The following is a 12,607-nucleotide window of genomic DNA, read 5'->3' as shown; positions in this document are numbered from 1 at the left end:
TGATGCGCTCTTCGACACGATCGGCGGCGGCGGCGCGATCATGAATAGAAGCGCGCGCATGCCCGCCTTTGGCGGGACGCTCACGAGCGTGCAAATTCGTGCGCTCGTGCGCCGGATTCGGATCCTGTGCCGGTGCGAGGGACCGGCCTGGTCGCGTGCGGAGTTGCGCTCGTGAGCGGCCAGTGGTCCGCGCGCCAGGCGTGTGCCCTGCGCGCGGTGCTCGCCGTGAGTGCCCTGGTGGGATGCGGGCCGCGACAGGACGAACCGGGCGTTACCGCCACCGGGGACGCTGTGCCGCTCTTCACCGCTCGTGTGGCGGATCCTCCGCCGCCACCCACGGCGGAGGCGTTCGCGGGATCGGACGCGTGTGGCACGTGTCACGCGCAGATGGTGGCGGTTTGGCGTCGCTCGACGCACGGCACCGCCGGTGGGGTGCCCGGCAACACCGCCGCTCCGTGAGGCGCGCACGGGCGGAAGCGGGTCCGGAAGTGGGCCCCGCTCGCCTTAACTCCCGTCAGATATTCCCGGCCGGGGGACCAAGTGAATCACCACGGGACCAAGAGCGACTATTGTGGTACGAAAACGTTGCCTAGTGCAACGGCTCGCTTCATATTACCCCCGTTCTTGTGCCGCGCCCTTCGGCGCGGCCATGTCCGAACTCAGGGAGGGGGCGCATGTCAGGACTCTTTCGTACGCGAGGCCGACGCCTCATCACGTGGCTGGCGCTGGCCGTCGCCGCGCCATTCACGCTCGCCACGGCGCAGGGCGCGACTGCGATCGTTGAGGGACGTGTGACCGATGCCGCCACGTCCCGTCCGCTCGAAAACGTGCAAGTCACGATCGACGGTACGACGTTAGGCGCTGCCACCAACGCGCAGGGCAACTACCGCATAACGGCGATTCCCGTACCTGGCGGCACGGCTGACGTCGTCGTCCGTGTGCGGGCGATCGGTTACTCGCGGGAAATTCGTACAGTGTCGGTCAGCGCGGGCCAAACGACGCGTCGGGACTTCAACGTCACGGTGTCGGCCGTTCAGCTCAATCAGGTGGTCGTTACCGGTAGTGGGCAGAAAACCGAAGTGAAGCGACTCGGCAACACGGTGGCGATCATCATCCCCCCCGCCAACGCGCCCATCAACGACATCTCGAACCTGCTCACGGGGCGTGAGCCGGGCCTGACCGGTCTCGTGTCGGGCGGTCTATCGGGCGAAGGCGCCAAGATCCGTATTCGCGGCAATGCCTCACTCTCGCAGTCCAATGAGCCTATCATCTTTTTGGACGGCGTGCGCATCAACTCCGGCGGCGGCTACGGGATCGGCAATGGCGGCGGCGGTTCGCCCTCGCGCATCGACGACATCGATCCCAGCACGATCGAACGCGTCGAGGTGCTGAAGGGCGCCGCCGCGGCGACGTTGTACGGCACCGAAGCGTCCAACGGCGTGATTCAGTTCTTCACCAAGACGGGCTCCACGGGCGCGCCGCGCTGGAGCATGCAACTGCAGCAGGACGCCGTGGACTTCGGCAACCGGGTGGGAGCGAATTCCGGTTACGCACGGACGCAGGCGCGCGCGGACTCGCTCGCGACGTACTGGAACAAGCCCGGCCTCAAGGCCTTCGAAGTGTTTGAGGTCCCCGTGTTCAAGGACTACTTCACCGAGACCGGTACCGCCAACGTGCTCTCGACCTCGGTGCAGGGTGGCGGCCAGGCTGTCACCTACTTCGCCTCGGGCCGCTACTACTACGAGAACGGTCCATTCGGAGGGGCGGACCTCGGGCCGGCGCGTGACAACGTGCGCCGCATCCAGACGTCGGCGAATCTGTCGATTGTCCCGACCAAGAACCTGCGGTTGCGCTTCAACAATGCGTACTACAACACGCAGAACAAGTCGCCGGAGAACAACAACAACATTTTTGGTGTGAACTCGTTGTCGTACATGGCGCGTCCGGAGCTTGCCAACTGCAACTTGTCGTCGTACGTGTCGCCGGGCCGCTGCTCCGGGGCCGGCAATCCGTTTGGCAATCAGGCGTTTGCCACCGCCCGCGAGGCGATGCAAGTCACGAATGAGACGGGTACGCAGCGCTACGTCGGAACGCTCGACGGTTCGTACACGGCAGGGTCGCGCCTCACGCTCAGCACGACGTTCGGCTTCGACTATGCCGCGCAGCGTGATTTCGGGCTCTCGCCCTTCGGCTACAATGTGGACCTGTTGACCGCGAATAACGCGGACGGGGCGCGACAGGTGTTTGCGAGCGGCACCCGCGTCCTCACGCTGGATAGCAAGGCCGCGTACAATCGGGATTTCGGGTCGAACTGGACGACGGCGTCGGTCGTGGGCCTGCAGGTCTTTAATAACAGCAGCACCGCGTCCTCAGGTGGGTCGACGAACTTCCCCGGTCCCGGCATCGAGGTGGTGAGCGCGGGCGGCCTGAACATTACCGCCGGTGAGTCGTTCCTCACCACGGTGAATGGTGGCTACTTCGCCCAGTCACAGCTCGGCTGGCGAGACTGGATCTTCGGCACCGTGGGCGGCCGGTACGACTTCTCGTCAGCGTTTGGCAAGAGCGCGGGCGGCGTGTTATATCCGAAGGTGTCGCTGTCGGTCGTGCTCTCGGATCGAAAGAACTGGACGAGCACCACGCTCTCTACGTTCCGCCTGCGTGGTGCCCTCGGGCAGTCGGGTCGCCAGCCGGGCGCCTTCGATCAGTTCACCACGTTCTCGCCGCTCGTCACGTCGGCGGGGGCGGGCCTCTTGCCGTCACAGCTCGGCAATCCAGACCTCAAGCCCGAAATTTCCACCGAGCTCGAGGGTGGCTTCGAGGCCGGGCTGTTCCAAAACCGCGTCGCGCTCGAGTTCACGGCGTGGAAGCGTACGGTGAGTGACGCGCTCGTTCCGCGCCTCTACGCCACCTCGGGCGGTTTTCGCAACCCCCAGCTCACCAACATCGGTGAGATCAATGCGAACGGACTCGAAGTCGCGCTCCGTGGCTCACCGATTCAGAAGGCCAACAGCAAGCTCGATCTGTTCGTCAACGGCGCCTATCTCAATCAGACGCTCGCGAGTCTGGGCGGCGCACCGCCAATTCGCGTGTCGGGTGGCTATGCGAGGTTGCGCGTTTACCTGAAGGACGGGGCCCCACTGGGGTCGCTCTACGAACCGCGGTTGGCCTCGCAATGTGGAACCGTGCCCGCCAGCAACTCGGTGGGGAAGCCCATCGCCTGCTACAACGCGGGCAGCATCCCCATCAACTTCAACGGACGGGGCACTGCCGCGACGCGCGACGAACTGTTGGCCTACTTCGCCACGCCGCGAAATATCCAACAGTCGGCGGTGCAGAACGTGCTCCAGCCGCTGCTTGCCGACTACGACGGCAGCGGGATTCTCTTCGAGCAGAGGGTCGGCAAGAATATTCCTACCTGGACCGGTGCCTTCGGCGGAACGTACTCGTTCCGACAGCACTGGAAGATCCAGTCCACGATCGAGTATCGCACCGGCTACATGGTATCCAATCTCACGGATGGCTTCCGCTTGTCGCAGCACCCCTCCATCGGATCCAACCGCAAAGCGTTCTCCGACATTCAGTCGGTGATGGAGAATCCCGCCAGCACGCCGGAGCAGCGCGTGACCGCAGCCGAGACCTACATCAGCCAGTATCGGCGGCTGCTGGAGCCGGGGTTGAATCAGGCGCAGAACGGCAGTTTCATGAGGTGGCGTGAGCTCGCGGTGACCTATGACTTTGGCGCAAACGTCGCCAAGAAGCTTGGCTTCCGCAACGCGAGCGCGACGATTGCCGGACGCAACATCTTCATGTTGACGCGCTATCCGGGTCAGGATCCGGAGTCGAACGATAACGGTCGCGGTTCGGTCGGCACGTTGGCGGACAATTTCCAGAACGCCTCGGATGCATTTGGCCTGCCCATCCCTCGTCGCGTGTCGCTCGCCATCAACCTCAACTTCTGATCCGGAGCTTGTTCTTTATGATGAGCGGAACCCCGCACGACCGACCCAAGCGCCAGCCCCGTCGCCGTACCTTGGTGGTCACGGCGCTCGCCTCGCTCGCGCTCTCGGCATGCCAGATGTTCTCCACCGAAGTTAAAAACCCGAACGCGGTCACCGAGGACGCCATCGCCGAGGCGGCATCGGCGGCCAGCTCGCTCGTGATCGGCCTCTACGGCGCAGTCAATGCCGCTGGTAATCAGCTCGCCGGGGTCACCGGCGCCGCCTCCGATGAGCTGATGTGGGTGGGATCGCGCGAGTACTGGAACTTGCTCGACATCGGTGACATCGGCGATCCGCAAAACGAGTACACCGACGGCCTGTATCCGTTCGTCAGTCAGGCCCGCTGGCTGGCCAATTACACCGTGCCCAAGCTCGAGGGCTACGACAAGAGCGGAGCGCTCCGCAGTCGCGCGGATCTGCCTCAGGCGTACTTCCTCTCGGGCACCATCTATACGCTGATCGGCGAGCACTACGAAGACTTCATTATCGCCTCCGACCGCACGAAGAACGCGGCGCCGATCGGTGAGTTGAACATGCGCAGTATGTTCGATTCCGCGGTGGTGAACCTCGACAAGGGCCTCGCGGCCGCGACCGCCCTCAACAATCAGCCGCTGCGTGGCCGCATTCTCGGCATGCGGGCGCGGGCCAAGTACTCGAAGGCGGTGTGGGGCACACTGCGCGCCCCCCGAGGATTTCCCGCCAACCCGCTCATCAACGACGCCGGTGCGAATGCCGATGCCTCGGCCGCGCTCACGGCCATGGGTAGTGACGCCTTCCGTTACCGCTTCGACGTGGTCACCACCAACAATGGTGGCTACTTCTCGACCGGATTCGAGATGAACCAGCGGCTCGAGCTTCGCGCCGGCAATCGCTACATCGTCGCGAATAGCGCCGGGACGTCACCGCTCGTTGGGATTGCGGGCATTCGCCTCGTCGATCCGGTCACGAATCAAGCGGATCCGGCAACCCTGAAGAACATCGATGAGTGCTGCCGCCTAGCGTCCACTCAGAACGTGGGGTGGACGGCCACGTCGGCCAAGGAGATGCGGCTCATTCTGGCGGAAGCCGCTCTGGCCACCAATAACACGGCCGATTTCACGACGCAGATCAACGCGGTGCGCACGGTGGATGGTCTGCCCGCGTGGACGGGCACGCCGGCGGCCCGCGACCTCCTCGTGCACGAGCGCAGCGTGTCGCTGTTCCTGCAGGGGCGGCGCCTCACCGATCACTACCGCTTCCAGATCCGCGCCGATCGGTGGATCGCAGCCCGTGGCGCGCGTCCGTGCTTCTTCCCGATCTCGTCCAACGAGCGACAGCAGAATCTGCTGGCCCCGCAACCGGCCCAGGATCGTCCAGCGGCATGTCAGTAGGGCGCGTGTCCGCGCCTGCAGTACACACCGACCGGTCACGGAGCTCGGTGGCCGGTCGGTGCGTTCGGCACTCCTTGGTGGCGGTGGTCATCTGGAGTGCGCTCCTGCCGTTGGTGGGGTGCTATGCGTCCGTGCCCGTCTTAGCAGGAGTCTCGCCGCTGCCCGGCGACGCCACAGTCGTGCTCACGGCCGCCGGCAGCGGGGCCGTGCAGCGCGCGCTCGGCGACGGCGTCAAGGAGATCGACGGCACCATTCGGCGTGTCACGGCTGACTCACTGGAAATGACCGTGTCGGGAATCACGACGGTCAGCCGCGAGCGGCTCACGCAGACCGGGACCACCGTGGTCGTGGAGCGCGCGATGATCGAACGGGTGGACGCGCGCCGGTTCTCGCGGCGACGGTCTGTCGCCTTGGTCGCCGCCTTGGTGGCGATGGTCGTGGTCGTTCTTGGCGCGTCCAGCATTGCGTCGGCGTCGGGCGAGGGCTTGCCCGGTACGATCCAGCCGTGATCACCCCAGTGCTGCGTCACGGCAGCGCCGTGGCGCAGTACCACACGCCGGCGCACCGTGGGGCCAAGGCGCGTCTGCGTGGCGGGGACGCCTGTTCGTGATGTGTTTCTGGTCTACACATAGGGCTTGTGAATGAATAACTGACGCACGGCGATTTCTGACACTGGTGAGAAATGCGTGCCGCGCACACATAGCCGGAGGGATCACCGGCCCCGGGTGCGATCTTTCTCCGGAGAAAGCACCGGGATGTAGTCGAAGAAGGACCTGGTCCACACCACGACTGCCCCACACTCGGAGTAGAACTCGACCGGGACATTGCCCCTCACGTAAACTTCGATGGCTGCCACATCGTCGGCGACTATCACCTCATCGAGGGTCATATCGCCCGCCTGGAATCTGAAGCCGTCGAGGAAGAACGGTGGGCTGCATTCTTGTCCCTTCATGTTCCGCATATACACGACGTTGCCGTAGCCGGCACGAAACCCGAGGCGGGCGCCAGGAATTCCAAGCAGCGCGCTGGTGATGCCGAAGGCGGATCCGCGTACGGTCGCGTGATCGAGGATAACGCCTTGCCGCGCGCGCCAGCGTCGCTCAAGACGTTCGAGCTCGGGGGGAAGAGTTCGGCCGGCGACCACTCGCACTGTATCGAGGCGAACGGTCGTCTTCTGCACGACGAACGTCACTGCCAATGGATCATTCGGCGTCAGGACCACCGTACGGCGCTGTGGCTCAAATCCCAGCGCTCGCACTTCCAGGGTCTGGGTGCCTGCGGCGGCATCGCTGATCCGAAAGACCCCACTACTATCGCTGCGCGTCGCACTTCCGCTGCCCAGAATCCGCGCGATGGCGCTGGCGAACGGTCGGCCGTCCGGGGTCTGGACGGTGCCACGCACGGCGCCCCGTCCGCGCCGCCCCGCCGCTGTCGGCGATACTGTGGGTGAGGAGACTGTTTCAGTAACCGCCGCCGACACCGCGCTGTCCTGATCAATGAGAAAGTCGAACACGACATACTCTGTTGACGGGACCGTGATCTCCACCTGGCCGGTCGTGTCGCGGCCACCGTAGGCGAGCGCGGTGACCGTGGTTGCCTGCGGGACGCCGCACAAGACGAAGCGGCCGCTGGAGTCGGTGCGGGCCACCTGTGACACGTCCTCACGCCCCATGCGCTTCTTCCTGGCGAAGACCCACTCTGGCCAGCTGATCCGCACGGTCGCCCCGGGCAACGGACGGCGCGCACTGGCGTCACGCACATCGCCCACGAGCACCGCGATACCGTCGTTGGACGGCGGGCCACAGAGGGCGCGCGCGAGCGTCGCCGCACTCGGCAGGGCCAGCGTCAGTTCGATCTCGCCGGCCTCCACCACATCCACGCGTGCGTGGGGGGCCTCAAGGCGCAGGGAGTCGAGGCGCGGGTGCAGGAATGACGCGACCCACGTGCCGGCGCGCAGCGTTGGCACGGTGAAGGCGCCTGCGGCATCCGTGCGGGCATATACCCCCACGGCAGCATTGTCGCTGCGGAACACGCGAACCAGCGCTCCGGCGACCGGCGCGCGCGCCACACTGTCGTACACCAAACCACGGAGGCTGGCGACAACCGTGGTGTCAGCCGGTGGCGCTCCCTGCGCACTGCCAGTGCGCGCTGTCGCCGCGAGGAGCATGGAAACACAGGTGACGTACGCCGCCAAGACAATCGCTGCGCGCGGCATTCCGACTTCTCCTGCAAAGTTGACCGCGACCGAAACTTGGAGTCTCAGCGGAACTGTATGGCGAAGCCCCGGGCGGCGCTAGGATAGCTGTCGCGAGCGGCGGACGGGACGTGCGGTCGACGACAGGCTACGCGCGTCACGGCGGCATGTCGATGGGTCGTCGAGCGTGTGGACTGTCGCGGGTCACGATCGCGAAGGGCCTCCTCGGACACGGACGACTTGGTCATTGTCCACGGCGAAGAGCCGTGTCGGGCGAGGGATGGGGGAGCTGAGGCTCTGACTGCTCAGAGCGCAGTCTCCAGCATCAGCGATCAGGCAGTGTAGGGCACCTGTAAAAATTCACTGCATCTGCGCTGGCGACGTGGCAAAGCCGCTCACAATGCTTTACGGACTGCGTGTACACGGCGCTTTTTCGCGACGTTGCTCCTTGCCATTATCGAGTTGATCGAGTGTTGCGAGGTGCCCGTCAGCGCCGGCGGACCCGGGCGCGCCGAACCACCACTCCTGTGGTTGCGGTGCTTCTGTGCGTGACGGTCCCGCGCGCCTCCGCGTAAACGATCGACATGCAGCGCCTCGCCGTTCAAGTCGAGACGAGACAAAACGACCCCATTTCCGAAGCACATCGATAACGGACGCCGTTCCAATACCAAAACGTTAGGATGTTACCGCAGACAATCCAGAACTATTTGCTGCACTGATCAGTAAGCAACCCACGACTCGAAAATTCAAGTCACGACTCACGACTCACGTGAGTCTGTCCGCCAACACCCTACTCGCCATCCTCCACTGTCCCGGTTCAGCGACATGAGCGCCCGAACACGCCGACGCAGCTGCGCAACGAGCGGAGCGTCGCGTTGAGGCGACGCGGATGATGACGTTCTCACGCCATCATCCGCGTCTGTACCCGCTTCAGGGCACGATGCTTGGTCGTGGCACTGTGATGACATGCGGAGTGCCCACCAGCATCTGGTTGATGCGCCCGATCCGATTCAGGATCATGCCATCGAGTCGGGTTTGCGCCCCATCGGCTTCGCTGCGCAGCTCGCCGGACCGCTGCGCTTCGCCCTGCGTTGGGGGACCGAAGGGCCGCGCGATCATCTGCGCGACTGAGGTGACCTCCTCGCGGAGCCGCGGATACTGCCGGTAGCCGAGCCCCGGAATTGGCCGCGCGAGCACCGAATCGCGGAACTGCCGCAGGTCGCTCAAGGTCCCGTCGATCTCGGTGAGAACCGCGCGATTCGCCGTTCCTGAGGAATCACCGGGCGCCCGTGGGGCGCGACGTAGCTGCTCCTGCAGCGCCGTGAGCTGTCGTGTGAGATCATCGACCGAGGCGATCGTTTTATTGACCCCGGTGCCGATTGTCTGGAGGCGTTGCGCGGCCTCTGCCTGCGCCCCCAGCTGTGCGGTCGTCATTTCGGAGCGCGGATCCGCCCGCACCTCGACCGTCTTGCTCACTCGTTGCCCGTTGGCAACCAACGTGACCGTGTACGTCCCCGGCAACACGAACGGCGTGGCGGGACCGAAGAAGCGCTCTTCCTCGCTCGGGCCGCCACGTTCGGTGGCCTCGAGACGACGGCGCGCGCGAAGCGCTGCGAGCGACGTATCCGCGGCTGCCGCGCCCGGCGTGCCCCGGCCGCCGCTGCTACCGGCCATGCCTTCCCCCCGCAGATCCCACGCCGCGCGATTGACCCCCGCCTCATCGGGGACGCGGGTGAGGCGACGCACGACCTTGCCGTCCTTGTCGCTGACCACGAGATCCACCGGACCCTCCGGCTGCGCCTTGAGCCAGTACGAGATGATCGCTCCGGCCGGCGGATTCTCACCCGACCACCGCTTTTGCCCAAGGTCGCCATCCTTCGACCACGTCACCCAAGCCGTCGCCGGCCGGATATCGAATAGTGCAGCGGCGGACGGCATCGTCGCGCCGAGCTGTTGCAGGGGCGTCAGATCATCGAGGATGAACACGCCGCGACCGTGGGTCGCCAGAATCAGGTCGTTCTCGCGCGGGTGGATCTTGATGTCGCGCACCTGCACGACCGGCAGGTGGTTGAGGATGGACACCCAGTGCTTGCCCTTGTCCCACGACGCCCACGCCCCCATCTCGGTCCCGATGTACAGCAGATTACGATTCTTCGGATCTTCACGAATCACGTGGGCCCACCCGGCGTTGTCCGGAAGGTCGCCCCGGATGCTGGTCCATGTCGCCCCATAGTCGGTCGTCACGTACGCGTAGGGCGCGTAGTCGTCGTCCTGGTGATGATCCGCCACGACGTAGGCGGTACCGGCGTCGCCTCGTGAGGCTTCCATGCTCGGCAGCCAAGCAAATGGCTTGAGACCTGGCGGGTTGGTGAACACGTTGCGCCACGTCTTGCCGCCGTCTCTAGTGACCTGCACGTTGCCGTCGTCCGTGCTGACCCAGATCACATTCGGGTCGACCGGTGAGGGCGCGATGCTCAGGAGGCTACTATGGAACTCGGCGGCCGTATTGTCGACCACGATAGGGCCGCCGCTGGACACCTGCTTGCGCTTGTCGTTGGTGGTGAGATCGGGCGAGATCACTTCCCACGACTGGCCGCGATCGCGACTGCGGAAGAGGACGTTGCCGCCAAAGTACACAGTCGCCGGATCCTGCGGCGACAGCTCGATGGGGCTGTTCCAGTTGAAGCGGTACGTGTGGGACTCCATGGCATCGCCCACCGAGCCGACGCGATTCGGATAGGGATAGATCATCTTCTGGGATCCGCTGCGCCGATCGGTGACATAAATCATGCCGCCCTGCGCGTCCGAGTAAATGATCCATGGACGCTCGAGGTCGGGTACGCCGAAGAACCCGTCACCGCCCGATACCGTGTACCAGTCCCGGCGCATCACGCCTTGCGGGCTGAGGGAGTTCGACGGGCCGCACCACGTGCCGTTGTCCTGCAGGCCGCCGCATACCCAGTACGGCTGCTGATTGTCGTAGTGGATGTGGTAGAACTGGGTGAACGGGAACGTATTCACGACCTCGAAGTTCTTGCCGCCGTCGTAGCTCACCTGCCACCCACCATCGGAGCCGGAGAGGATGCGGCGTGGATCGACCGGGTCGATCCACATGGCCTGATGATCACCATGCACATCGCGACCAATCGTGGTGAACGTGCGCCCGCCGTCGTCCGAAAAGTAGAGCGCTCCCGACAGGGTGAAGACCCGATTCGGGTTCCTGGGATCCACGCGGATGTCGGCGTAATAGAACGGGCGGAAGTTGATGTTCGGGTCGCGATTGATCATGCGCCACCGCTTGCCGCCGTCGTCGCTGCGCCAGAGCTCTCCTTCTGATTTCGTCTCCGTCAGCACATAGACGATGTCCGGATCGCTCGGGCTGACCGCGATGCCGATCCGGTCCATGTCGGTTGTTGGCAGACCGAGTTCGCGATCCTTTCCCGAGAGCCGCTCCCAGCTCTCTCCACCGTTGACCGACTTCCACACCGCCGTATTGCCTCCGCCACTCTCCAGGTGCCACGCCCAGCGGCGGTAGGTGTACATGCCCGCGTACAGGATGTTCGAGTTGTTCGGGTCGGCTGAGATGTCCGAGCACGCGGTCTGCGGATCGACATACAGCACCTTCTTCCATGACCCCCCGCCATCCATGGTCTTGAAGACACCGCGTTCCTCGCTCGGTCCCCACTCGCGACCGAGGACACACGCATAAACGAGATCGGGGTCCTTCGCATCGACGATGAGACGGGCGATCTTGTCTGATCGCGTCAGGCCGATGTGCGTCCAATGATCACCGCCATCGACCGACCGGTACATGCCGTCGCCCACGGAGGCATTGTTGCGGGGATTGCCCTCCCCCGTGCCGACATACACGATGTTGCGGTCGCTGGGGGCGACGGCAATTGCCCCGATGGAGATGGACGACTGCCCTTCGAAGATCGGCATGAAGGTCACCCCGCCATTGGTCGTGCGAATGACGCCGCCGTTCGCGCCCCCGACGTAGTAGGTGAGCGGATCGCCGGGGACGCCGGCTACCACCGAGATGCGTCCGGCCTGATTCGTTGGCCCGAGCGACCGCCAGCGGAGGGCGCGCAGTGCCTGCGCCTCAGGGCTACTGTCGCGCCGCCCCGGGCCAGCAGCGGTGCGCATGGTCAAAGGGGCCGTTGAGCCGACGGCGCGCTTCGATGCGGCCTGCGCGACTGAGCGTGCCGGGGAGCTGGCCGCGAGCAGACCGAGGGCGAGCGAGCCGATGACCGCACGGGTCGGTGTGTTGTGCACGACGCGAACCTCCAGGATGTTCAGACGGGATGCGCTCGGACGAATGCAGGAAAAGTGATGCTACGTCGCGCTGGTGGCGTTGTCAAAGATGCGTGGGCGCTCAAACGGGGAGGCACAATCAGACCAGGACTACCATCGACGTTCGCACTGCTGGGCCACCAGGTCCGACCGCAGCCAATGTGTCGTCGCTCGGCGACGGTGATCGGAGTTTCAGAGTGGATCGTTTTGGCTTTGGCCGGCAACTCAGTGACCAGATACAAGAACGGCGGCCGTCCCGATCGGGCGGCCGCCGTAGTCGTACCATTTGTCCCTCGTCGCTACCGTACCAGTGGAGACGTGTTCATCAAGCCCGCGACCCCCTGTCCAGCTTTTTGCTCGACCGAGGGCGGACGATGCTCCTTTCCCCAATACGTCAGCCGATAGTCGTTTCCGTCGACCGCCCTCGCGATGGACACCTTCATCCCGCCTTTCAAGGTGAACGGAGCGCGATTGTATGCACCGTTCGCAAGCATGCCGCTTTGCTGATACACGTCGGCCGTCATGATATCGGGATCGACCTGCTCCCGGATCGGTGCGCCGATGATCTGGCCGAACGGGGGCACTGCGACCGCTTAATCGCGAAAGCCGAATGCACCAGCAACGGCGCGAGCCGGCGGGATCGTGCTGGGAGTGCTGATCACCGCGTCGAACGGCACACCGGTCGCATAGATCGTCTTCGCCAGAATCTCCACCATCTGCTGGTCGTTGCCCGCCAGTGTGTCCATCAACAG

General features: G+C 64.7%; 7 protein-coding genes. 4 read left to right on the top strand and 3 right to left on the bottom strand.

Annotated elements, in window-relative coordinates; translation table 11 throughout:
* Positions 1 to 171 precede the first annotated feature (171 nt).
* The 4 genes from ACESNG_RS06340 (at position 172) to ACESNG_RS06325 (ending at position 5,877) form a co-directional block, all read left to right on the top strand.
* A complete protein-coding gene (locus ACESNG_RS06340; protein ID WP_373060320.1) occupies positions 172 to 459 on the top strand; it encodes a hypothetical protein in 288 nt (95 codons plus the stop codon).
* 215 nt (positions 460 to 674) lie between these two features.
* On the top strand, positions 675 to 3,959 hold the full coding sequence (locus ACESNG_RS06335; protein WP_373060322.1) for a SusC/RagA family TonB-linked outer membrane protein: 3,285 nt from the start codon (positions 675 to 677) through the stop codon (positions 3,957 to 3,959).
* A gap of 17 nt (positions 3,960 to 3,976) precedes the next feature.
* Positions 3,977 to 5,368, top strand: coding sequence for a RagB/SusD family nutrient uptake outer membrane protein (locus ACESNG_RS06330; RefSeq protein ID WP_373060324.1), 1,392 nt, complete (start codon positions 3,977 to 3,979; stop codon positions 5,366 to 5,368).
* Between the two features lie 77 nt (positions 5,369 to 5,445).
* Positions 5,446 to 5,877, top strand: a complete 432-nt coding sequence (locus tag ACESNG_RS06325) for a hypothetical protein (protein ID WP_373068260.1) — start codon at positions 5,446 to 5,448, stop codon at positions 5,875 to 5,877.
* A 203-nt stretch (positions 5,878 to 6,080) separates the two neighbouring features.
* Here ACESNG_RS06325 and ACESNG_RS06320 read toward each other — a convergent pair whose 3' ends face one another.
* The 3 genes from ACESNG_RS06320 to ACESNG_RS06310 form a co-directional block, all read right to left on the bottom strand.
* Entirely contained in the window at positions 6,081 to 7,583 is a 1,503-nt protein-coding gene (locus tag ACESNG_RS06320; protein WP_373060328.1) for a carboxypeptidase regulatory-like domain-containing protein, read from the bottom strand.
* Between the two features lie 909 nt (positions 7,584 to 8,492).
* Positions 8,493 to 11,837, bottom strand: a complete 3,345-nt coding sequence (locus ACESNG_RS06315; protein ID WP_373068258.1) for a WD40/YVTN/BNR-like repeat-containing protein — start codon at positions 11,835 to 11,837, stop codon at positions 8,493 to 8,495.
* Positions 11,838 to 12,154: 317 nt separating this feature from the next.
* Positions 12,155 to 12,439 (bottom strand): hypothetical protein, encoded by a 285-nt coding sequence (locus ACESNG_RS06310; RefSeq protein ID WP_373060332.1) that lies wholly within the window; start codon positions 12,437 to 12,439, stop codon positions 12,155 to 12,157.
* Positions 12,440 to 12,607: the final 168 nt, after the last annotated feature.

This window comes from Gemmatimonas sp. (genome assembly GCF_041689975.1).
Classification (GTDB): Bacteria; Gemmatimonadota; Gemmatimonadetes; order Gemmatimonadales; family Gemmatimonadaceae; genus Gemmatimonas.
Note: the sequence above shows the minus strand (reverse complement) of the source record. Positions and strands in the feature narration are given on the sequence as shown.